Source organism: Anaerolineales bacterium (assembly GCA_015075625.1).
Classification (GTDB): Bacteria; Chloroflexota; Anaerolineae; order Aggregatilineales; family UBA2796; genus UBA2796.
The window spans coordinates 212,841-235,593 of record JABTTZ010000003.1 but is presented as its reverse complement, the minus strand read 5'-3'; the positions used below and the strand labels follow the sequence as shown (position 1 = coordinate 235,593).

17 protein-coding genes and 1 pseudogene are annotated in these 22,753 nt (G+C 55.6%); 16 read left to right on the top strand and 2 right to left on the bottom strand.

Features of this window, described 5'->3' with window-relative positions; genetic code table 11:
- Window positions 1-94 precede the first annotated feature (94 nt).
- Together HS103_15215 and HS103_15210 are read left to right on the top strand one after the other, a co-directional pair.
- Entirely contained in the window at window positions 95-520 is a 426-nt protein-coding gene (locus tag HS103_15215) for a PspC domain-containing protein (GenBank protein ID MBE7514147.1), read from the top strand.
- Window positions 520-1,422 carry a hypothetical protein gene (locus HS103_15210; GenBank protein ID MBE7514146.1) on the top strand — a complete coding sequence of 301 codons (903 nt, stop codon included), beginning with the start codon at window positions 520-522 and terminating at the stop codon, window positions 1,420-1,422. Before HS103_15215 ends, HS103_15210 begins: the two co-directional genes overlap by 1 nt.
- A gap of 96 nt (window positions 1,423-1,518) precedes the next feature.
- Here the strand turns inward: HS103_15210 and HS103_15205 are convergent, their stop codons facing one another.
- Complete coding sequence (locus HS103_15205; protein ID MBE7514145.1) at window positions 1,519-2,712, bottom strand: S41 family peptidase; 1,194 nt, start codon at window positions 2,710-2,712, stop codon at window positions 1,519-1,521.
- A 171-nt stretch (window positions 2,713-2,883) separates the two neighbouring features.
- Between HS103_15205 and HS103_15200 the strand changes: the two genes are divergently transcribed.
- The 14 genes and pseudogenes from HS103_15200 (at window position 2,884) to HS103_15135 (ending at window position 22,029) form a co-directional block, all read left to right on the top strand.
- The gene (locus HS103_15200) at window positions 2,884-5,895 is read left to right on the top strand and encodes a glycine--tRNA ligase subunit beta (GenBank protein ID MBE7514144.1); all 3,012 of its coding nucleotides are present in this window, start codon (window positions 2,884-2,886) and stop codon (window positions 5,893-5,895) included.
- Between the two features lie 171 nt (window positions 5,896-6,066).
- Window positions 6,067-7,743, top strand: a complete 1,677-nt coding sequence (locus tag HS103_15195; protein MBE7514143.1) for a hypothetical protein — start codon at window positions 6,067-6,069, stop codon at window positions 7,741-7,743.
- A gap of 272 nt (window positions 7,744-8,015) precedes the next feature.
- Window positions 8,016-8,372 carry a hypothetical protein gene (locus HS103_15190; GenBank protein MBE7514142.1) on the top strand — a complete coding sequence of 119 codons (357 nt, stop codon included), beginning with the start codon at window positions 8,016-8,018 and terminating at the stop codon, window positions 8,370-8,372.
- Window positions 8,373-8,458: 86 nt separating this feature from the next.
- The gene (secD, locus tag HS103_15185; GenBank protein ID MBE7514141.1) at window positions 8,459-10,264 is read left to right on the top strand and encodes a protein translocase subunit SecD; all 1,806 of its coding nucleotides are present in this window, start codon (window positions 8,459-8,461) and stop codon (window positions 10,262-10,264) included.
- A gap of 11 nt (window positions 10,265-10,275) precedes the next feature.
- Window positions 10,276-11,265, top strand: coding sequence for a protein translocase subunit SecF (locus HS103_15180; protein ID MBE7514140.1), 990 nt, complete (start codon window positions 10,276-10,278; stop codon window positions 11,263-11,265).
- A 137-nt stretch (window positions 11,266-11,402) separates the two neighbouring features.
- Window positions 11,403-12,573 (top strand): annotated as a pseudogene (locus HS103_15175) (DUF4433 domain-containing protein).
- Between the two features lie 419 nt (window positions 12,574-12,992).
- Entirely contained in the window at window positions 12,993-14,462 is a 1,470-nt protein-coding gene (locus HS103_15170; protein MBE7514139.1) for a carbohydrate kinase, read from the top strand.
- A complete protein-coding gene (locus HS103_15165) occupies window positions 14,443-15,027 on the top strand; it encodes a histidine phosphatase family protein (GenBank protein MBE7514138.1) in 585 nt (194 codons plus the stop codon). Before HS103_15170 ends, HS103_15165 begins: the two co-directional genes overlap by 20 nt.
- 3 nt (window positions 15,028-15,030) lie before the next feature.
- Window positions 15,031-17,511 (top strand): DUF4040 domain-containing protein, encoded by a 2,481-nt coding sequence (locus HS103_15160; GenBank protein MBE7514137.1) that lies wholly within the window; start codon window positions 15,031-15,033, stop codon window positions 17,509-17,511.
- A 61-nt stretch (window positions 17,512-17,572) separates the two neighbouring features.
- A complete protein-coding gene (locus HS103_15155; GenBank protein ID MBE7514136.1) occupies window positions 17,573-18,082 on the top strand; it encodes a Na(+)/H(+) antiporter subunit B in 510 nt (169 codons plus the stop codon).
- Between the two features lie 7 nt (window positions 18,083-18,089).
- The gene (locus HS103_15150) at window positions 18,090-18,434 is read left to right on the top strand and encodes an NADH-quinone oxidoreductase subunit K (GenBank protein MBE7514135.1); all 345 of its coding nucleotides are present in this window, start codon (window positions 18,090-18,092) and stop codon (window positions 18,432-18,434) included.
- Window positions 18,422-19,936: a Na+/H+ antiporter subunit D gene (locus tag HS103_15145; protein MBE7514134.1), complete on the top strand. Its 1,515-nt coding sequence runs from the start codon at window positions 18,422-18,424 to the stop codon at window positions 19,934-19,936. The genes HS103_15150 and HS103_15145 overlap by 13 nt, the downstream gene beginning before the upstream one ends.
- Window positions 19,933-20,409 carry a Na+/H+ antiporter subunit E gene (locus HS103_15140; GenBank protein MBE7514133.1) on the top strand — a complete coding sequence of 159 codons (477 nt, stop codon included), beginning with the start codon at window positions 19,933-19,935 and terminating at the stop codon, window positions 20,407-20,409. Before HS103_15145 ends, HS103_15140 begins: the two co-directional genes overlap by 4 nt.
- A gap of 111 nt (window positions 20,410-20,520) precedes the next feature.
- Window positions 20,521-22,029 (top strand): hypothetical protein, encoded by a 1,509-nt coding sequence (locus HS103_15135; GenBank protein ID MBE7514132.1) that lies wholly within the window; start codon window positions 20,521-20,523, stop codon window positions 22,027-22,029.
- Between the two features lie 10 nt (window positions 22,030-22,039).
- Here the strand turns inward: HS103_15135 and HS103_15130 are convergent, their stop codons facing one another.
- Window positions 22,040-22,600: a zinc ribbon domain-containing protein gene (locus HS103_15130; GenBank protein MBE7514131.1), complete on the bottom strand. Its 561-nt coding sequence runs from the start codon at window positions 22,598-22,600 to the stop codon at window positions 22,040-22,042.
- Window positions 22,601-22,753: the final 153 nt, after the last annotated feature.

Here is a 22,753-nt window from a genome sequence, read left to right as displayed (position 1 = left end):
TTTCCGTAGGCTGTCCCTCACCGCCGGGAAACTATACCCAAAAGGGCGAACCTGTGCATTGCTCAGGGGATTCTTCCACGTTACAATCCTGCTCATGAATGTCTACCGCACTCGGCTGCGTCGCAGCCAAATCAACCGCATCTTGGGGGGCGTCTGTGGCGGCATGGGCGCGACATTAGGCATTAGCGCATGGTGGGTGCGTGCGGCGTTTGCCGCCCTCTCCCTGACGATGTTCAGTTTCGCCCTCTTACTCTACCTTCTTTTATGGGTGATTATGCCCGCGCAGAGGATCGCGGATCTGCCGCCATTGGTGCGCCCCGGTGAAGCGCCAATACCCCACCAGCCCCGCCCAGAAGGCGTTCTGATCCTCGGTGGGTTGGCGATCCTTGTCGGGATCATCGTCTTGGCAAAGCAAACCGGTGTCCTTGATGCCACTGGCGGTGGCGATCTGCTCTCTCCGGCAATGATGGCGCTCGTTGGCGTTGTTGTCTTGGTTAAACATCTGCGGGGGATTGCCTGATGGTGCGTGGACGCGATTTGCTCTCTGCGGCTGTGCCGGGGGTGGTGATCCTCGGTGCGGCATTTGTGTGGTTGTTGGCGTCGTTAAACCGTCTGCCGCCTGTTATGGGCGATTTGCTTGGGCGAGGCTATCCGGCGATCCTCATCATGCTTGGGTTGATGCTTCTGATTGGACGGCGGGTGCGTTTTGGGAACGCCCTTGCTGTTGGATTGACAGGCATCTTTGTGGTGGGCGTTGCGGTGATCGCCTATAACCGCCAAAGTGGGGAATTTCGGGAGGATTACAGCGAACCCATCGCTTTCACTGTTTTGCCGGAAATCAGGACGATCACGGCGACAGTGACGATGGGGCGCACCGAAATTACCATTAAACCCGCCCCTGCTGGCGACAGACGCATCACAGGGATATTTACGGGCAGTTTAGAGAGCCTTGTCACAGCAGATTTTCAGGTGAGCGGCACAACGGCGACCTTCACCCTCATTGAGCGATCGCGGAGCGCTGTCCCCTTGTTGGATCAGGTGGGGCGTGGGCGTTTGACCCTTTTTCTGCCCGAAGGAACGACCTTTGAAACGCTGACGGTAATCGGTACAGATGGGGATATTGGATTTGAAGGAGAAACACTGGCGTTTCGCGGCGTCTCCCTGCGAACAGGTCAAGGGAGCATCAAGGCAACCTTTCCCGCCCTTCCAGGCGTGATCGGTGACCTCATTGCCCCACGTGGAGCAGTCCAAATCACCATTCCGTCAACAATTGCCGCGCAGATCGCCCTACGCGGTGGCGGTGCATCCACCCCGCATTTCCCCAATGAACGTTATACCCTACGCATTGATAACGTCCTCGTTCCTAAGACGGATGCCCAAATGCAAGTGACCATTGAGGGCAGCGCGATCGTGATTCAGTAATAGACCATTCCCCCCTTGGTTATTCATACTCCTTGCCCCCTCTGCCTTATGGAAAGGGGGGTAAGGAGATGAGGTCCCCGCGCAATGCCTTACCGATTAGAACTCCCCGCGCAGCAGCATGATTGCCTCACTGATTTGCGGATCGTACCAGGGCATGTCCACTGCCTGATCTTCCGTCCAACCGACAAAGACATTGGGGAGAATGCCAATATGGTTGATCACCCCGCCGGAAGGCTTGAAAAACTCGGCAATGGTGACGCGAATCCCACCGCCATTGCTCAGTTGCAGCCATTGTTGGATCGATCCCTTTCCAAAGGAGTACGTCCCAACCACCTTTGCCCGTCCCCGGTCTTGGAGCGCCCCGGCAACCAGTTCGCTGGCGCTGGCGCTGGCTTGGTTCAAAATCACCACGAGCGGCACATCGGGGGCGATAGCCTCTCGCGAGACTGCCCAATTCACCGTTTGTTCTTTGGTGCGCCCTCGCTGGATGATCACCGTGCCGTCTTCAAGGAAAAAACTCGCCACATCAATCGCCGTCTGCAACCCCCCACCCGGATCATTGCGCATATCAAGAATCAACCCATTGAGGCTGTTGGCGTTCATCTCACGCAGCGCCCGTGCCATATCCTCAGGAACGCTCTCGGCAAAGGACGAGATGCCGATGTAGCCGATATTGCCTTCAAAAACGGTAGCAGTGACAATCTCCCGCTTGATCTTTGCTCGTTGGACACGAAGCGTCTCGATCTCGCCACCCTCACGGCGCAAGACGCTCAATTCGACAAATGTCCCTTCCGGTCCGCGTATTTGGCTGACCGCCTCGGTGATCGTCACCCCAGTGATGTCGTTTCCGTTCACACTGAGGATGATATCGCCCTGTCGAAGCTGCGCACGGGCGGGCGATCCGGGCGTCGTGGAAACGATATAGACACCACCCGTTTTCTCGTCCTTGCGCACCGTTGCCCCAATTCCTTCATATTCACCCGAAAGGCGGTTGGTCAGGTCACTGTAGACCGCCGGACTCATGTAGGCGGTGTTCTCATCACCAAGCGAATTGACCAACCCATTGAGGGCTGCCTCCATAAGACCGGTATCATCCATGCGCTCTGTATAGAGAAAGCGCTGTTTGAGGATAGTCCACACTTCCCAAAAAGGGGCAAAGGTCGCCTCCGTCTCGGAGGGTTGTTGTGCTTGCGTGACACCAACAGGTGACGTGCTGCCAGCGAAATAGCCAGCGCCAAAGACGAGGCTAAACGCCAGGATCAATCCGATAAGGCGGGGTGCTTTTTTCATGCCCTAAATAATCCCAAAAAACAACGTGATGGATCAATTATAGATCGATTGAGGGGCAGTGGGAGGACACCAAGTTAAAGGTTTGGAGAGAGGGGCGAGAGTATTCTACCCTCAATATCTGCTCACAATCGGCTATAATTCGTCCTGCACAGGAAAGGAAAGTACCGCCGCATGTCCTCACCGTCGAGTCTCTTTCAAGATGTGATCATGACCCTGCACCGCTTTTGGGGTGAACAGGGCTGTTTGCTGTGGCAGCCATATAATATTCAGGTTGGGGCGGGGACGGGCAACCCGGCAACGCTTTTGCGTGTTTTGGGTCCCGAACCCTGGCGCGTTGCCTATGTTGAGCCAAGCGTTCGCCCCGACGATGGACGCTATGGCGAAAACCCCAACCGGATGCAAGCCTACTACCAATATCAGGTGATCCTTAAGCCTGATCCGGGCAACCCCCAAGAACTGTACTTGGAATCCCTGAAAGCCATTGGGCTTGATCTCGATCATCACGATGTGCGCTTTGTCGAAGATAACTGGAAAAGTCCGGCGCTTGGCGCATGGGGTTTGGGGTGGGAGGTCTGGCTAGATGGGCAAGAGATCACCCAATACACCTACTTCCAACAGGCGGGCGGGCTGCGCCTTGACCCCGTGAGTGTTGAGATCACCTATGGCTTGGAACGGATTGTCCTTGCCCTGCAAGGGAAACGCGCCGCATGGGATATTCAGTGGACAAACGACATTCTCTACCGCGATGTCTTTTTGCAAAGCGAGATTGAACACTGCCGCTACTATTTTGAGGTGGCGGATGTGGAGGGCTTGAAAGCAGTCTATGACACCTATGAGCGCGAACACAAACGCGCTCTTGACGCCGGATTGGTCATTCCCGCCTATGATTATGTCTTGAAGTGCAGCCACCTGTTCAATGTTCTCGATACGCGAGGGGCGATTGGTGTCACCGAGCGGGCGGGCTATTTCCGGCGCATGGCGGCGATGACCCGCACGATCTCCAAAGCCTATTTGGAACAGCGTCAGCGCTTGGAATTCCCCTTGATGACGAATGGAACATCATGGCTGGTCGCCCGCGAATCCCCCTCGCCAACAGCGCGGGTCAGCCGGGGCGGGGCAAGCCAAGCCGCCGACTTTCTCTTGGAAATAGGCGTTGAGGAACTCCCCGCTGATGATGTGAACACGGCGATTGCCCACATGGAGCGGAACGCCCCCGCTCTGTTTGCCGATCTGCGGCTGAGTCATGAGGGAATCGAAATACACGCCACGCCACGCCGCCTTGTCCTCATTGCCCGCAATGTCAGCCCTCGGCAGCCGGATGAAGAGCGCCTTGTTCGCGGTCCCCGTGCAGAGATTGCCTTTGACAAGGATGGCAAACCAACGGCAGCGGGCTTGGGCTTTGCCCGCAAACAAGGGATCGACCCGATCCTTCTAAAACCCACCGAACTAGAGGGGGGGCTTTATGCGGCAGCAGCAGTCAGCCTGAGTGGGCGGGCGGCGGGCGAAGTCCTTGCCGAGGCGCTCCCAGAGTTCATCGCCAAAATCACCTTCACAGATACTATGCGTTGGAACGAGACAGGTATTGCCTTTTCCCGCCCAATTCGCTGGCTGGTGGCGCTCTTGGGTGAAGCCGTCGTCAGCTTTCAGTACGCCGCTTTGGACAGCGCGACGATCACACGGGGGACACGTCCGGCAGGGTCGCCCAAAATTCATGTGAACAACCTGAGCGATTACCGCCGCGAGATGAGCACAGCCGGGATCATCCTCTCCCGCGAGGAACGGCGGCGGGCGATCCTTACTGGTGTTGAGCGTCTGGCAGCCGAGGTTGGCGGGGTGATCATCCCCGACGAGGCACTTCTGGATGAGGTGGCAAACCTTGTAGAACAGCCCACGCCGATGCGCGGGACATTCAACAGCGCCTACCTCGCCCTCCCCCGCGATGTGCTGATCACGGTGATGCGCAAGAAACAGCGCTATTTTCCCGTGCAGGGGAAGGATGGAGCGCTGCTCCCCTATTTCATCGCCGTCCGCAACGGAACGGATCAGCACCTTCAGGATGTGATCACGGGCAATGAGCATGTCCTCACCGCCCGTTTTTCCGACGCCGAATTCTTCTTCCGTGAAGATCGCAAAAAAGCACTTGGCGAGCGCATAGATCGGCTGCGAACGATGACCTTTCAGGAAAAACTAGGGTCGATCTATGACAAAACACAGCGCATCATCCGCGTAGTCACGCCGCTTGGCGGGCTTTTGGGAGTGGATGCCGGATCGCTGCACATGGCGGAACTTGCCGCGCCGCTGATGCGGGCGGATCAGGCAACGCAGATGGTCGTTGAGATGACCTCCCTAGAGGGGGTCATGGGGCGCGAATACGCCCTTTTGGAGGGGCAGCGCCCAGAGGTGGCAACGGCGATCTACGAGAGCTATCTTCCCAAGAGCGCGGGTGGGCGCTTAGCGGAAACTCCGGCGGGCATCCTGCTTGCGCTGGCAGATCGCCTCGATAGTTTGGTGGGCTTGTTTGGCGTGGGTTTAGCGCCAACCGCCTCCGCCGATCCGTTTGCCTTGCGGCGGGCGGCATTGGGCATTGTTCAGACCGTCATTCACAACCAGCTTGACCTTGACTTGAGAGGGGCGGTGGCGGTGATCGCGGCAGAACAGCCCCTTCCGCTGACGGCAGAGGTACAGCACGAGGTGCTGACCTTCATCAGCGGGCGGTTGGAAATTCTTCTCCGCGAGGAATACGGCTTGCCTTACGATGTTGTGGCGGCGGTCTTGGCAGAGCAAGCCCACACGCCCTATCAGGCGCTTTTGAACGCCCAAGCCCTTGCCAAATGGGTCGTCCGTCCAGATTGGTCGCTGACGCTTGATTCCTTCGCCCGCTGTGTGCGGATCACCCGCGATCAGGGAGGGCTAACTCTAAAGCCAGAGACGCTCACTCCGGCGGAATCTGCCGCACTTTATGAGGCGGCAAAAGCGGCGCGGACGGCACTTGGGCAAACCCCCTCGGTGGACGCCTTCTTGCGGGCGTTTCAGGAAATTGTCCCCGCCGTGACGACGTTCTTCGACAAGGTGCTGGTCATGGATAACGTTCCAGAGGTGCGGGAAAACCGTCTTGCCTTGCTGCACTATGTGGGATTGTTGGCAAAGGGACGCGCCGACCTCAGTAAGCTGAAGGGGTTCTAAGCGCAGTAGTTTAGATTAGGGGATGTTGATAGGATAAAGGGCGTGATCCCAGTGCTAAGCAGCCGGCTGAGATCAGAAGAAATCAAAAAATCTGCTTTCAGCCCGCTGCTTTAGCGCCGGGGAGATAGGTTGCAAACAGACCTTAGCAATCGTAGGACAATCAAAAGCATCATGACCAATCTTCAAGATTATCTTCCGCAGCCAAGCACATGGTTTTCAAAGACATTGACCTATGTTGGTGATGGTCGTATTGAATTTTCTAATCCACAAGGTTGGGTTGAAGGGAAAATGATTTGCGAAGTTAATCATGTAGGGGATATGAGTGTAGTTCTTGAAATTAGAGAGTGGGGAAATGAGAATGAACCAAATGAACCCCAATCTATACTGAGCCGAGATTGGCTTATATCAGGTGTTCGAGTAGAGAGCAAGTTGTCATCTGAGATGTGTGTAATACCTATACCTCCACCAACAAATAACTCAATCACATCAATGACTCTCAAGACCACTGAGGGAGATAAACTAACTTCAGAGAAGATATCTAACTATACATGGGATCCTATTCGTGCAATGATTCGCTTATATGTAGACGTGGCGACCTATAGTGTAAACAATAAATCGAAAGGTAATGCAAAATATTGGATGTTACCCTGTATTAATTTAAATTTGCACCTTTCATTTGGTGTTATAAAAGCTAACAATCATAAAAATTTGAAACAACATCCTTTGCGGATTTTCCCCGTAACGAAGAAGATAGATGACTTTTTAAGCTCCGAGACTTCGGAAGAAGATAAAGCGTGGGTAAGGCATAATTTGACGGCGATGAGCCTTGTTGTTGCCTTCTGTTATAATAATGAACTTGCATTTATTGAACGACTTCCCGACTACAACCAAATCACACAAGACTTAGCCAATGGGGTAGCACGATTAGGGGTAACAAGTGTGATGGTCGGAGTATGTTCTTCTAAATCTGAATCAGATGAAACGCATCCCGCCGATGTTTTATTGCCCACATTAAGTCTCGCTACAGGGCGACATGTAGGAGCATCTTGGATTGAATTTCGTGACGAAAATGGCGGTTTGGTTTACCGCATTCACGCTAATTTGGGGCGATATACATACGGGCGTGGGCGTCCAATCATTGATGATTTGATTCATCAAGGCGGACTTGGACGCTTGCTGACTCAAGCATCACAGTCAAATGCAGTACTTCAAAGCGCTATTCATAAAGCCTCAGATAATGCTGCCTTAGCCATTTCAGGCGAAGATACTACCCAAGTTTTCTACTATCTATTCACTGCTTTTGATGAACTTTTCACACATTACAATATTGAAGAAAAAATACATCCCATAAAGATATCCCTTACGGAAGAACAGATTCGTAGCATAAAAGATATACTCAAAGAAACTGCTGATAAGATAAAACAGCTAGAAAGCACTCCCGACGAACGTAGAACCATTGAAAAAGTTGCCGATAGTGTCTGTAGTCAACCTCTACAAAAGAGAACGTCCTTTGGAGATAAATTGATCGCTCTTTTAACCCTTTTAAAGTTTGTGGATCGTGATGTGGTTTCTAAGTATTATGGAAATAGTGATGATTGGGCCAGAAAAGTAAGTGATTATCGCAATAGGACTATGCATAGAATAGGTTATAAAGACATTCATAAACCTGAGACACGCCAAGAATTTGAAGCGATCATTCCCCATTTAGTCGATATCCTTATCCGCATGTTGCTTAAGGCTATCGGCTATGAAGGTAAGTATGCGCCATTTATGAAGGGTTCTAATTTTAGTGAACCGTTAGATTGGGTAAGTTCATCAACTCCGTCCCGTGAGTTGGGTTACAAATAACAGAACGTATTATCTTTTGCCCTCATCCCCCCCCGCCCAAAACGCCTCTAACGCTGTGATGGTCTGTGTGGTATCCCCCTTCTCCTTGCGGGAGAAGGGGGCTAGGGGGCTGAGGGCGACAGCCTAACGCCGCAACGAGTCAAGGCGGGCATCTCCGATTCTTCGCACACCCTTGCACAATCCATCCCAAACAAGCATAATTGCCAACGCTCTGTAGATAAGACCTTTCGATAAATGCATTTGCTAGTCTCTTTGGGGTGGTAGGGCAAAACGTGAACAAGCGGTATCGATCCTGGCTGGTGATGCTCACCGCCGCACTTCTCGTGGTGCGTTGGGGAGGCGATTCGCCATCACTTTCCGCTGAAGCCGCTCCCTCCGAAACACCCGATGGGGAAACGCTGCCAACGCTCGGTACATGGCTGCCCACTGCCGTTTTTATGCTGCGCGAAGCGGGGATTGACCTCCCCGGCAAGCCAACCTCGCCGACGAATCCGACACCCCTTCTGCGGGCATCCGCCCTGCGTCTTGCCTACACCGAGACATTTACCCGCCTGACTGCGCAGACTATCACCCTTCCTTCCCCTGCCAGCGGAATCACCCCGACGACCCGCGCCCCACCCACGCGCTAACCCTCCGTTTGTTATGCTCTCCCCTTGTGGAGGGCGTCTTATCCACACTCGTTTTGTTCTCGTAACACTTGTTCAGAGGATTTGCCATGCAAAAATACACCCTCCCGTGGCTGGCGGTGATCGCCGCCATTGCCCTCTTGTGCATCTATATGCTGCTGCCTAACCCCGGACTCTTTGGGCGTCCGATTGAGACGCGCCTCGGTCTGGATATTCAAGGTGGCTTGCGTGTCCTTATGTCCGCCGATGATGTCAACGTCACCGCCGAACAAATGGCGGAAGCACGGCGTGTTATCGAACGCCGTGTGAACGCCCTCGGTGTGGCGGAAGCTGCTGTTCAGGTCGCCGGCACAAATCGGATGATTGTTGAACTCCCCGGTGTTCAAGACCCGCAAAAAGCGATTGACATCATTCAGCAAACAGCGCTCTTGGAATTTGTCGATTTCAGCGCTATTGGCGGCTGTACGGCGCAAATGCCCCCCGCCGGAACGTTCATCCTCACGGATCGTCAGGTACAGTTGGGGCGCGGTCTGACGGGCGTCACCCCAACGGCGACGGCGGAAGCAACCGCTGCCGTCACTGCAGCGGCAACAGCAGAGGCAACCGCTGCTGCGACAACCCCTGCAACGGCAGCCGCTACCGCTGCGACAACGGCGGAGGCGACGGCTGTCCCAACAACTGCCGCCACCACAGCGGCGACCAGCGAAAACACTGCCCAGCCAACAACGGTGTCCACAACGGAGGCTGCCGTGACAGCGACGGCGGCTGCTACTGAGTCAGCAGCAAGCCCAACGACAGAAGCGACGGCAGTCCCTACAGCAACGGCAACGTCAGAGGCTACAGCGGCATCAACGGCGGCGGCAACCAATGAGCCGACGGCTGCCGCTACCGCCGAGCCGACAGCAAGCGCAACGGCGGAGACGACGGCAGCCCCTACCGCTGAAGCAACCCCTGTTCCAAGCGATGTACCGGGGACGCCCAACAACCGTGCCACGAATCCCTGCACGGGACAGCCTTTTAACACAATCATGACCGGGGCGGCGCTCAAAGCGGCGGAACCGCGTGTCGGTGGGCAGGCGCAGAACCAATATGTCGTCTACTTCCAATTGGACACCGGCAACCCAGAAGCAAAGAACTTCGGCAGTTTTACCGGTGCAAACATTGGGCAGCCGATGGCAATTGTCCTTGACGGTGAGGTGCTGAGCGCCCCAGAAATCCAAGCGCAGCTTGATAGCGAGGGGATCATTCAGGGGAATTTCACCCTTGAAGAAGCGCGGACATTGGGCTTGCAACTGCGTTCCGGTGCGCTGCCTGTTTCTTTGACGATTGTCTCCCGTGAGCAGGTCGGCGCCAGCCTCGGCGCGGAGAGTGTCAATGACTCGGTGCGGGCAGGTGTTGTCGGCTTGATCGCCGTCTTCCTGTTCCTGATCCTCTACTACCGTGTTGGTGGCTTAGCGGCAAGCCTCGCCCTAATCCTCTTTGGGATGATGAACTTTGCCCTCTACAAATACATCCCTGTGACGCTGACTCTCTCGGCAATCACCGGCTTCTTGATCTCGATTGGGAGCGCCGTAGACGGCAACATCTTGATCTTTGAGCGCATCAAGGAAGAACTACGCGGCGGACGGCAGTTGAATCGGGCGTTAGAACTAGGCTTTTCCCGCGCATGGGTCACCATCCGCGACTCGAACGTCTCCACGATCATGATCGCCGCCATTTTGTACTTCTTCGGTGGGCAGTTTGGGGCATCGGCGGTACGCGGCTTTGCCGTCACGCTGATCCTCGGCTTGGTTTTTAACCTATTCACAGCGGTGATTGTCACCCGCGTGTTCCTCAATGTACTTCTCTCCTTGCTTGGCGAACGTGCCAAGACCATGAACCTATTTGGGCAATAAGGAAGGCGACCATGATTAATTTTGTCCAACATCGCCGTTGGTACTTCCTCTTTTCAGCGCTGGTCATCACTGCCGGAATCGTGGCGATGGTCATCTCAACGCGCACCTACCCGGAGCGTTCCATCGTCCGGCTGAGCATCGATTTTGTTGGCGGGACTCTCTTTGAGCCACAGTTTCGGGTTATCGAAGGAAAAACGCCGGACACCGTTCTTGGCACTGACCTTGAAACCGTCTTTGAAAACGTCGGCTTGACAGACGTGATCGCGCAGCAGGTGGGCTTGACCACCGTCCAAAATTGGCAGGTACGGGCGAATTTCACTGGCAACGATCTGGCGACAATCGATAAACTCGCCGCCGGCTTGAAGGAACTTGGGGACTCGAAAAATCTCGCTTTTGACGAGCTTCACTTCCGCGAGAACTATGCCACCGTCTCACCGACGATTGGCGGCGAGGTGACGACAGCAGCGCTGGTTGCTACCATCTTTGCCAGCATCGTCGTTTTGGGCTGGATCATCTTCGCCTTCCGGCAGTTGAAAAACTCCTTCCGTTTCGGGGTGTGTGCGCTCTCGGCAATGATTCACGACATCCTCGTGATCATCAGCGCCATGTCTATCGCCGGGCTGATTGTCGGTTGGGAGGCCGATGCGTTATTCCTGACGGCGGTGCTGACTGTCGTTGGCTACTCGGTCCAAGACACCATCGTCTTGTTTGACCGCATCCGTGAAAACGACGCGCGTCGTCGCGGGGAGCCGTTTGAACTGATCGTGAACCGTTCCGTCTTGGAGACGGTGCAGCGTTCGCTGATGACCCAATTAGCAGTGGCGTTCATCCTCTTGTCGATGTTCCTTATTGGTGGGGGGCAAATTCGGCAGTTTGTGGGCGTCTTAGTGGTGGGCTTGCTCAGCGGGACGTATAGTTCGATCTTCATTGCTGTGCCGCTGCTCGTCTCCTGGGAGAAGGGCGAAATCCCCTTTGTCAACCGCAAGGCGCGTGCGGCGTAAGGAATTTGGTTTGCCGGGCGCTGGCTTAAGGGTTGGCGCCCCATTCAATACCTCTCACAATCTTCGACAGCTTGCCACAAAACAGAGCATATGTACAATTTGGCTGTTCGTGTGGCAGGTATAAGGCAATCACACACATGGCGAACGTTGCCCCCAAAGCATTTTATTACATCACACACATCAATAATGTCCCTTCCATCTTAGAACGGGGTATTTTGTCACATGTGCTTGTGGCGAAGGAGCATATCCCCACTGCGGGAATCTATGATGAGCAAATCGTCACTCAGCGCCAGAAACGGAAAATGCCTGATGATCGCTCATTATGGGACTACGCCAATGTGTATTTCCACGCCCGAAATGTAATGCTTTACCGCGTCCTTCGGGAACTATCCGAGGAAGAAATCGTTGTTTTGAGTATCTCTGCAAAAATCCTGAATTTGCCCGGTGTATTTGTCACCACTGGAAATGCCGCCAGTGGCGATTCCGATATTTTGCCGCCCAATGAAGGGTTGCCCATTGTTGCCACCTATAAACCCCTGATGGACGAGGCGTACTGGTCTTCTAACGATGGCTCCAAGCGAAAAATCATGGCAGAATGTCTTGTCCCCGACAGGATACCTGCCAAATTTATTGAGGGAATTTATGTGGCATCTCAGTCCGTGAGGGAAAAATTTCCCTTTCCGAAGAAAGATATCACCGTTACGCCCGAACCGAATCTCTTTTTCGCCCCTCATACAACGATTCCACTGACCAAGCATCTAGCCTTAGTGAATGGAGATATATTCTTTTCTCAGGCGCAAACACTGACGATTAGTGTAAACACGGTTGGGATCATGGGTAAAGGGCTTGCCTCCAGAGCAAAATACCAATTTCCCGATGTGTTCGTCGTCTACCAAGATCAATGCAAAAGCAAAAAGAATCCCCTTACGATGGGAACACCCTATCTCTACAAGTGGGAGACATTCCTTGACGATGAACTTGGGGAGAGGGGGCAGCCCCAATTGGAAGGTAAACAACGCCAAATGGTTTTTATTGTTTCCAACAAAACGCCACTGGCGGGAACATTCTGATATTGAGGGGATTGAACGCGGGTTAGAATGGATTATCACCCACTATGAAACAGAGGGGATCACCTCGTTGGCGCTCCCTGCCTTAGGGTGTGGCGAGGGAAAATTGCGGTGGGAGGATGTTGGGCGCTTGCTGTGCCGATATATGGCAAAACTTCCTATTCCTGTGTATATCTACCTGCCACGTGAACAAGATATTCCACCAGAACAGCTTACCGGGGTGTTTTTGTTGGAAACGTAGCCCTACCTATCCTGTACATGTGCCACACTTTTCGCTGCCCTAAGTGCAAACAAAAAAGTCCTTTGGGGTGAAGAGGTGTAGAACAACCGGTGCGACAATGCCTTCCAAGCCCCGAAGGGGTGGCTACTCCTAGCCCGCTGCTTTAGCGGCGGGCGGCGATGGGCGCAAGGTATGGCGCCCCTACGGGAATTACACGGTCAACAGACCCTAGCCTATATTGATATTTTGACGCGCCATCCCGCCCGCACCCCGTAGGGAGGAACCCTGAGGCGTCCGCCCGCCCCTGCCCCCTTTCCCTGTCTGCGGGGAAAGGGGGCAGGGGGATAGAGGTTCTGAACCAATAGCGTACACTCTCACCTGCCTTGTCAAAATTCCTAGATACCCCCAAAGTTGTCTTTCAGATAGGGTACAGTATGCTTATGATGATTCCCTTAAGCCCCCATGATTTTGTCCTTGCTTTTGACATTGGATCGTCCTCGCTGCGGGCGACGATCTGTTACGCCGATGGGAGCGAAGCGGGTTTTACCCCTGAACAGCGGAAACATACGCTCACCCACTCCCCAGATGGCGGGGCGGAGGTTGACCCCCATGAAGTGCTTGCCACCTTTCGAGAGGTGCTTGCGACCATCCTTGCCCGCGCTCAGGCAGCAGGTGTGACGCTACGGGCGGTCTGCGGGGCAACCCTTGTTGGCAGTTTGCTCGGCGCCGACAAAACCGGCTATCCGCTGACGCCTATCTACACCTACGCGGATCGGCGGGGGGCGCACTTTGCCGCACGTATCAGCGATCCCGCCGCCTACACCGAACGGACGGGCTGCTACCCCCACCCAAGCTATGCGCCGATTCGCTTGTGGTGGCTTGCCGAAGGCGAGAATGTGGCACAGATTCCGCGTTGGTTTGGGCTTGGCGATTACCTGCTTCACGCCCTGACGGGCGTCCGGCGCATTAGCCTGAGCGCCGCCTCGTGGAGCGGGCTGCTGAACCGCCGCACAAATTCATGGGATGCGGCGACCTTTGCCGACCTCCCTGTCACTGCGGCGGGCTTCTCGGAGGTGTCTGACGCGCCAGTGATCGGCGTGCGCCCTGAATGGGAGGTTGTTTTGGGTGAGGCGGGACGCCTCTTAGAGGGAATACCAATCTTTCCCTTTGTTGCTGATGGGGTTGCCTCCAGCGTGGGGTCGGGCTGCACAACGGCGGATCGCCTTGCGGTGGCATTGGGGACAAGTGGAGCGCTGCGGCTAATGCTCCCCGGATGCCCGCCCGCCCCGTCGGGGTTGTTTGCCTATGCCGTTGATCGAACGCGATCTTTGATCGGCGGGGCGTTGAACGATGTGGGCAGCCTGTATGCATGGTTAGATCGCCTGATCGGTGGGATCGACGCCGACGTGCTGGCAGCGGCGGAAGGGATGCCGCCCGATGCACACGGACTGACGATTCTCCCCTTTCTGACGGGCGAACGCGCCCCGGGCTGGCATAGCGATGCCCCCGCTGTGTTTATGGGGATGACCCCGGAGACGACTTTCGCTCACCTTTTGCGGGCGGCGCTAGAAGCCGTTGCCTTACGCTATGCGGCAATTTTGGATCGGATGCGCCCCTTCCTTGCCAAAAAAAATCTGGTGGGGGTTGTCAGTGGTGCGCCAAGCGGATCGGCGCTGTGGGTGAACATTCTCACCGATGCACTCAATCTCCCCTTGCAACGGGGGGAACGTGAAGCGACCCTTCGCGGCGCAGTTTGTTTGGCAACTAGATTACAATCTCTACTTTCCAATGAGAAACAGGGGTTACCTTTGATTCATCCGGCGGCGGAGAAACACGCCCTATACCGTGCCGCCGCCGAGCGTCAACACCGTTTGTACGAGAGGTTCAGTGATGTACACGCCACAGCGTAACCTGATTTTGATCCGCCACTCGCATCCAAAGATCGTCCCCGATTGGCAGGCGACGCAGTGGACGCTCTCCGACGTGGGGCGGCTGCGCTGTCACCAATTGGCAAAGCGGATCACCCCCCATTACCCCGATTTGGTCGTTACCAGCACGGAGATCAAGGCGATGGAAACGGGGCAGATCATCGCTGCTGATTTGGGAAAACCAGTCAAGACGAGCGAGGGGTTGCACGAACATGCCCGCCCAAATGTTGGTTGGTATGATACGGTGGAGCAGTTTGAGGCACAGGTTGCGCATTTTTTCCAAAATCCAAGCCAGCTTGTCTTTGGCGCAGAGACGGCAGACGCTGCCTATCGGCGGTTCAATAATACGCTGAACGGGATCATGGAGGCACACCCCGGTTGGAATGTAGCGGTGGTGACACATGGCACAGTGATGAGCCTCTATATCGCCCGCCTCGCGGGAATAGACGCCTTTTCCTTTTGGCGTGGTCTGGGTTTACCCGCCTATGTCGTCGTCAGCCTTCCCGACGGGCAGATTATCGAGCGTGTCATGAGCATTGGGGAGTAACGGATGACGTCATTAGTTCTTGCTGTTTTTGCCCCCGTCCTCGGCGCACTAGCGCTTACCGGGTTTGATCTGATCGTTCCCAAAACAACCGCCCGTAAAAAACCATGGCTGGTGGGATGGGTGGTGCTTATCCCCGCTCTCGCTTTTGTCTATTTCCTCTCGCTGGTGGGCGGTGATCCACTCAGTGCGGAGTGGGCATGGGTGGCACGCATGGGCGTCACGCTCAGCTTTTATGCCGATGGCTTGGCGCTCCTGTTTGCCTTGATCATCAGCGGGGTTGGGGCGCTGATTCTGATCTATGCAGGGGGCTATTTTCACGAGATAGGCGACTACACTCGCTTCTGCACCCTAACCTTGCTCTTTATGACCGCCATGTTGGGGGTTGTTCTCAGCGGGAATCTGTTGCAGTTGTTCATGTTTTGGGAACTGACGAGCGTCACCTCGTTTTTACTAATCGGTTTCAAACACGAGAAAAAACATGCCCGTGATGGGGCAAAACAAGCCCTTCTCATCACCGGTGCGGGTGGGTTATCGCTGTTAGCGGGTGTTTTGCTGATCGGGATCGCTGCTGGCACGTTTGATGTGCGAACACTGCTCAGCAATCCGGGTGTGATCCGCGAGAGTTCGCACTACCTGCTGATCCTGACCTTGGTGGCGTTGGGGGCGTTTGCCAAAAGCGCCCAATTCCCGCTCCATTTTTGGCTGCCCGGAGCAATGGAAGCGCCCACACCCGCCAGCGCCTATCTCCACTCGGCAACGATGGTCAAGGCGGGGGTGTTCCTCTTGGCGCGGTTAGGCGTCGTTCTCAATGGAACGACAGCTTGGCAAGTACTGATCACCAGCGTTGGATTGATCACTTTCCTCTATGGGGTAGTGATTGCCCTTCGTCAGCGCGATATGAAGGCGATCCTCGCCTACAGCACAGTCAGTTGGTTGGGCATTTTGGTAGCGCTGCAAGGGGCGGGGACAAAAGACGGGGCAAAAGCACTCGTCGTTGGGCTGTTGGCGCACGCCCTTTACAAAAGCGCCCTTTTTTTAGTGGCTGGTAGTGTCGATCACGCTACCGGAACGCGGGATATGGACAAGCTCGCCGCCATTGGCGGACTCGCCCGCCCGATGCCCTTCACAGCGGCGGCGGCGGTCATTGGGGCGCTTGGTATGGCAGGTATTCCACCACTGTTGGGCTTTTTGGGGAAAGAAACGCTGAAGGTTGCCGCCCTTTCGGAATCCTTTGTGCCGCCGCTGCAAGTTCTGTGGGTGGTCGTCGCCGTTGTTGGCTCGGCATTCCATGTGGGGGTGGCGGGGCGCATTGCCTATGATACTTTTGTGGGGCGGCGCTCCACCCCACCGCCCCCACAACCGCACGGAGACGATCACCCGGCGGGGCATGGCGAAGCGAAACATCCCCACGAAGCCCCGATCCCCATGTTGGTTGGGGCGCTGACGCCGGGCATTCTAAGTCTAGCGTTGCCTTTAGCGTTTTTGCCTGCTCTATCGCCCCTGCTCACTAGGGCGGTGAGCGCCATCTATGGCAAGCCGACGGCGGTTGACCTCCAGCTTTACGAGGGGATCAACCTTCCACTCATCCTCAGTATGATTGCCATCGGGCTTGGGGCGGCAATTTTCAGCCTTCGCCAGCGCATCTTCATCACGTTGCGGCTGCTCCCAGAATTCAACCCGGTGGGCGTTTACAAATGGTTGTTCTTCACGGCGCTCCCCAACACAGCACGGGCGGTTACCTACCGCGTGCAGCCAAGTCTGATCCGCGAGGGCATTGTCACCGCCGTGTTGGTCATGGTGGGAACTGTCCTTGTGATGCTAACCTTAGGCTGGGATGCAGGGAGTTTGGATCGGATTCGAGAGGTTGCTTTGCGCGGGTTTGAGCCGGAACTGGCGATCATCTGCGCCCTGATTATCATCGACACCATAGGTATTTTGTTCGCGCCAACACGCCTTGCGGCGATCATCGTCATGGGGTTAGGGGGAGCGATGATCTCGTTGATCTTCGCCATTTTTGGAGCGCCCGACCTCGCCTTTACAAACCTGATGGTCGATGTCATTTCGCTGGCATTGTTTATTCTTGCCTTTCACTTTTTGCCTGATGTATTCATGTTCAAACCGAGCCGTTCCCGACAGTTTCGGGATGCGCTGGTTGCCGGCGCGTTTGGTCTGACGGTAACACTATTGATCTTGGTTGCCCATGCTAACGCCCTTGCGCCGAGCATTGCTTCTTATTACATTAAGAACGCCTATCCGTTTGGACAGGGGAAAAACATTGTCAACGTGATCATCGTTGACTTTCGCGGGTTGGATACCCTCGGTGAGATTACGGTGTTGCTCATTGCGGGCATAGGGGTTACTGCCTTGTTGCGTTTTCGCCCAAGCCGCCAAGGGCGCGGCGTCCATCTGGACGAGTTGGAGCCCGTCCCTGTTGCTGAGGAGTTTCATTTCTCGCTGCCCACCCCGTCGGAATCACAGACATAAGTATGGATGAACTCTTCGAGAATGAAGAAGGCGACGAGGCAGAGAATGAAAGGAACACCCCATGATCGATTCGATGTTTTTACGCTTTATGGCACGGGTCATGACGCCCGTCTTACTCCTTTTTTCGTTCTATTTCATGCTGCGCGGACACAACGAGCCGGGCGGGGGCTTCATTGGCGGGTTGGTCGCCGCCAGCGCCATCGTTCTTTTGGCGTTGGCGTTTGGGGCGAAGACGACTCGCGAGCGCATTCAGATCGACTTTCTACGGACGATGTTTTTTGGTGTCGGGATTGCCGCGATTGCCGGACTGCTTGGCTTGATCTTTCGCGGGACGTTCTTGACAGCACTGTGGCAAAAACCAGAAATTCCCAGTTTGGGCAAGCTGGAGCTTGGCACACCCGCCCTCTTTGACTTTGGCGTGTACATCACTGTAATTGGGGTGACCTCGGCAATCGTCCTCGCTATGGCGGAGGAAGGTGAGAAGCCCTGGACGCCGGAAGATGACGATCCCCCCCAGCCCCCAGTCAGTGGCTACCCCCTGGATCAGGGGAAACGAAAAGACGGAAAGTGAGGATGGGATGCTTTTGATTTTTGCCCTGACGGTGGGTGCGCTGATGGCGACGGGACTCTATATCATGCTGCGGCGCAGTTTCGTCCGCCTGGTTGTCGGGCTTTCCCTGCTCACCTATGGGGCAAATCTATTTTTGTTTTCGATGGGCGACCTTAGCAAGCGCGGGCTGCCCATTGTTGATATGGGATCACCAGAGACAATGGCTGATCCGCTCCCCTCCGCCTTAATTTTGACAGCAATTGTGATCAGCTTTGGTGTCATGGCGTTCACCCTCACGCTTGCTTACCGTGCGAGTCAGGTGGCACGAGGCGACGATCTGGATGCTCTAGTGGATCGGGAATGGGAAGAATGAATAACCCACTGGTTATCCTCCCTTTGCTCATTCCCTTGGGGATTGGTATCTCTGGCCTGATTCGGGATCGGGCGCAGCGGCAGGTGGTTGCCATCGTCGGTTTTGGAGTCAACCTTGCCGCTTGTCTTTGGCTGCTCTATCGCGTTGGTGAGGCGGGCATTCAGCGCTCGATCATGGGCGCATACGACGCTCCCTACGGAATCGCTATCGTGATCGACCCGCTGAGCGCGATCATGATCACGATCACCGCCATCATTGCCTTCACCGGCGCAATTTACAGCGCGGCGTCGATAGACGCTAACCGCCAGCGCTTTGCCTTTTTCCCCCTACTCGCCTTCCTCATTATGGGGATCAACCTCGCCTTCATCACGGGCGACTTGTTCACGCTCTATGTCTCGTTCGAGGTGATGCTTATGGCGTCCTTCGTCTTGTTGACGCTCGGCGGTGAACGGGGGCAGATTGCTGGTGGCTTGAAGTATGTCACCTTGAATCTGATCAGTTCGATGATCTTCCTGACGACGATAGGTCTGACCTATGCCGTCGTTGGGACGCTGAACCTTGCCCATCTTGCTGAACGGATAGCCGCAGCAAACAGCAGTACACCCGGAATTACAACGGTGATCGCGGCGCTGTTTTTGATTGCTTTTGGGATCAAGGCGGCAGTCTTTCCCTTGTTCTTTTGGCTGCCGGCGTCTTACCACACGCCGCCGGTTGCCGTCACCGCCATTTTGGGAGCGCTGCTGACGAAAGTTGGCGTGTATTCAATGTGGCGGGTGGTGGCGCTGTGCTTCCCGCGTGACCTCGTGTACCTTCAGCCTGCCTTACAGGTGGTGGCTGCGCTGACGATGATCACCGGCGTTCTCGGCGCAATTGCCCAAACAGATGTACGGCGGCTGCTCTCGTTCCACATCATCAGCCAGATTGGGTATCTTCTGATGGGTATCGCCCTTTTTACGCCCACTGCGCTTTCTGGGGCGATCTTCTTCATGGTGCATGTCATTTTGGCAAAGACGGCACTCTTTTTCATTGCCGGGGCAGTTTACCAGCAGCGGGGAACGTATAACCTGACCAAGTTGGGGAATGTGGCAAAATCGCACCCCTATACGGCGCTTGTCTTTCTGATTGCCGCCTTCTCGCTGGCGGGGATTCCCCCCTTAGCGGGCTTTTGGGCGAAGATGGCGATTCTGCGGGCGGGTTTGGAGGCGGGGCAGTATGGCTTAGTTGCTGTTGGCTTTGTCGTCAGTTTGCTCACCTTCTACTCGATGATCAAAATTTGGGATGAGTGCTACTGGAAGCCCCTCCCCGAAAATGCGCCGATCCCACGCGGTTCTGCCCCCTGGACACGGCGGGTGACGATGGGCGTGGCGACAACCTTGGTTGTCTTGATGATTGTTGTGGGGCTGTTTGCTGATTCGCTCTTTGCCGCCTCAGATTCGGCGGCGGCAGTGGTGATTAACCATCAGACATACATTCGGGCGGTCATGCCGGAGGTAATTCCATGAGAAATCTGCTGCTGGTGAACCTCCTATTGGCGCTGTTGTGGGCGGCGTTTCAGCAACTCCGCCCGATTGATATTGTGGGCGGCTTTATCATTGGCTATCTCTTGTTGTGGCTGTTGTCCGGGGTCTCCCCAGAAGCACGCAGTTACACGCTACGCCTAGGGCGCTGGATTGGGTTTATTTTCTATTATTTGTGGCTGCTGGCAACCTCTACATTGGATGTGGCGCGATGGGTGTTCCGTGACCGAAGGACGATGAAACCCGGGATCATTGCCCTGCCGCTGGACGCCGAAACCGATTTGGAGATCGTCCTTTTGAACAGCCTACTCAGCATGACTCCCGGCACGTTGGGGGTGGATATCTCCCCAGATCGGCGGGTGCTGTATGTCCATTGCATCAATGTGCCTGATCCGGCACATATGAAGCAGAGCATCAAAGATGGGTTGGAGCGGCGCTTGTTGCAGACCTTGCGCTAAGAGAGGGAGGGCGGTGGACTACAAAACCTGCTCACAAAACGTCATTGCGGATAATCGACGCGGGACGCGCTGTAGCGCGTCCCTACTTTAGATCTGTGTGAGGGACGCACTATGACAACAATGCCTTCAGCCACCCGCCCGCGTATCGGGATCATCGGCACACTGAATACCCGCCGCCTTGCCGGGGCGATCCTATTCGTCTTGCTCTTTGCTATGGCGGTGCGCATCCCGACGGATACGGATACGTGGTGGCACTTGCGAACAGGTAATTGGATGGCTGCCAACGGTCAGATTCCGCTGACCGATCCCTTCTCTCATACGCGGTTGAACACCCCTTGGATCGATCACAGTTGGGGGGCGCAGGTGATCATGACTGCCGCCTACAATCTGTTTGGGGGTCCGGAGGGCGCGGGTGTATGGGGTTTGGCGCTCTACACGGCGGCGCTGGCGACGGCGGGCATGGCGTTCGCCTTCCTGATGAGCGATGGCGATGTCTTCATCCGTGCCTTTGTGATCGTCTTTGGGGCAGCGGCAGCGGCGGTCTTTTGGTCAGCGCGTCCGCAGATGATGAGCTTCGCCTTCAGCGGGGCGCTGCTTTATTTACTGCACCTTTACAAACGACAGAAGGTGGATCGGCTGTGGCTGATCCCCGTCTTTATGGTCTTTTGGGTCAATCTGCACGGAGGCTTTTCGATAGGCTTCATCCTGATCGGTGGCTTCCTTATTGGGGAGGTCTTGGGGCGGCTTTTCGATAGTAAAAATCCAGCCGTCCTCTCGTGGGCGGCGCTTGGACGGCTTGTCGTGTTCACGGTGATCGCCGCCGTCGTTCTCGTCCTCAACCCGAATACGACGCAGATGTGGGGCTATCCATTTCGCACCTTTGGTATTGGGGCGCTGCAAGATTTCATCCAAGAGTGGGCATCGCCAAACTTTCATGGGCGGGAGACATGGGGCTTTTTAATCCTCCTGTTAGGGACGATCACAGCGTTGGGCGTTTCCGGCAAACGGGCAGAATGGAGCGACCTCACCTTGCTGTGCGGGACGTGCTTCATGGCACTCTATGCGGGGCGCAACGTTTCCACCTTCGCCCTCGTCGCCACCCCGATCCTCGCCCGTCATGGGACGGCATGGTTAGCCGATCACGGCTGGCGCATGACACGCCCCCGTCCAGCGCGAAGGGGGATGCTCCTGCTCAATTGGCTGCTTTTGGCACTGGTGTGCCTCGGCGCGGGCTTGAAGATTGCAGCGACCCTTCTGCCGGCTGGCGTAGAGGCGGCAACACGGGCGGCGCTGCCGGTGGAGGCGGCAGACTTTCTACGCCGCGCCAAACCAGAAGGGGTGCTGTTCAACAGCTACAATTGGGGCGGCTACCTGATGTTCGCCGCGCCGGAGTACCCCGTTTTTGTCGATGGGCGGACGGATTTGTACGACGACGCTTTCCTTCGGGAATGGTTAAAGGCAGCACAAGGGCAGGGGTGGGAAGCAACGTTCGCTAAGTATGGAATCACCCTCGCTGTGATTGAGCGCGACAGCCTGCTGGCGGAGGCGCTGCGCCGCACGGAAGGGTGGCAGGAGATACACAGCGATCCCCTCACCGCTATTTTTCAACGCACCCCCTGATGCCCTGTTCCTATGCGGGTGTCTGCGAGCGGATGATTTCGAGGATCATCCAAACAATCGAGATCAGAATCACCGCCGCGCCCTGACCGGTGATCAGCGCCGCCATCGACAGAGCGGTGACGATACACACGAGCGTCACGTTGATCGGGACATTGACCCCACCAATCGGTTGTTTGCTTTGGCTGCGGGCGATTTCGGCAATCATCCACGCAATGAGGATTGGGATCACCGCCACGCCTTGATCACGGATGAAGGCGGTGATGGACATTGCCGCCACCCCGACAAGCGTCGTAATCTGCACAGGAAGGTCTTCGCCCGGGTTGCGGCGGCGGACGGGGGCAGCCTCCTGATCGTGCTTTGCCTTCCCCCCTATGCCAAGCCGCGAGCCAAGCGCGGCAACGCCCACCATATCGGCTTCTTGTTCTTCAAGGTTATGCCCACATTTGCGGCAAAATGCCGCGCTGGTAGCGTTTGCCGTGCCACAGGCGTTGCAATAGACCACCTCGGACTGCTCCCCAAGGTTTAATTCGCCATCGCTGCTCAGAAGCGTCCGCTGCTCAGATTTTGCCATTGTTCTCTCCCTATCTTACTTCGGACTATTGTTCTGCGGACTAAGGATTCATCCGCTTTAATCACCATCGCCTAATCTTTCTCTACGTTAGCCGAGCCAGCAAAGTTGCGGGAATGGGCTTTGGGTGGGATGGCGCTTCCCCCCCCTAATTAT

Coding starts and splice junctions, on each gene's coding strand:
- HS103_15215 (MBE7514147.1), top strand. CDS start 95: ATGAATGTCTACCGCACTCGGCTGCGTCGCAGCCAAATCAACCGCATC.
- HS103_15210 (MBE7514146.1), top strand. CDS start 520: ATGGTGCGTGGACGCGATTTGCTCTCTGCGGCTGTGCCGGGGGTGGTG.
- HS103_15205 (MBE7514145.1), bottom strand. CDS start 2,712: ATGAAAAAAGCACCCCGCCTTATCGGATTGATCCTGGCGTTTAGCCTC.
- HS103_15200 (MBE7514144.1), top strand. CDS start 2,884: ATGTCCTCACCGTCGAGTCTCTTTCAAGATGTGATCATGACCCTGCAC.
- HS103_15195 (MBE7514143.1), top strand. CDS start 6,067: ATGACCAATCTTCAAGATTATCTTCCGCAGCCAAGCACATGGTTTTCA.
- secD (MBE7514141.1), top strand. CDS start 8,459: ATGCAAAAATACACCCTCCCGTGGCTGGCGGTGATCGCCGCCATTGCC.
- HS103_15180 (MBE7514140.1), top strand. CDS start 10,276: ATGATTAATTTTGTCCAACATCGCCGTTGGTACTTCCTCTTTTCAGCG.
- HS103_15170 (MBE7514139.1), top strand. CDS start 12,993: ATGATGATTCCCTTAAGCCCCCATGATTTTGTCCTTGCTTTTGACATT.
- HS103_15165 (MBE7514138.1), top strand. CDS start 14,443: ATGTACACGCCACAGCGTAACCTGATTTTGATCCGCCACTCGCATCCA.
- HS103_15160 (MBE7514137.1), top strand. CDS start 15,031: ATGACGTCATTAGTTCTTGCTGTTTTTGCCCCCGTCCTCGGCGCACTA.
- HS103_15155 (MBE7514136.1), top strand. CDS start 17,573: ATGATCGATTCGATGTTTTTACGCTTTATGGCACGGGTCATGACGCCC.
- HS103_15150 (MBE7514135.1), top strand. CDS start 18,090: ATGCTTTTGATTTTTGCCCTGACGGTGGGTGCGCTGATGGCGACGGGA.
- HS103_15145 (MBE7514134.1), top strand. CDS start 18,422: ATGGGAAGAATGAATAACCCACTGGTTATCCTCCCTTTGCTCATTCCC.
- HS103_15140 (MBE7514133.1), top strand. CDS start 19,933: ATGAGAAATCTGCTGCTGGTGAACCTCCTATTGGCGCTGTTGTGGGCG.
- HS103_15135 (MBE7514132.1), top strand. CDS start 20,521: ATGACAACAATGCCTTCAGCCACCCGCCCGCGTATCGGGATCATCGGC.
- HS103_15130 (MBE7514131.1), bottom strand. CDS start 22,600: ATGGCAAAATCTGAGCAGCGGACGCTTCTGAGCAGCGATGGCGAATTA.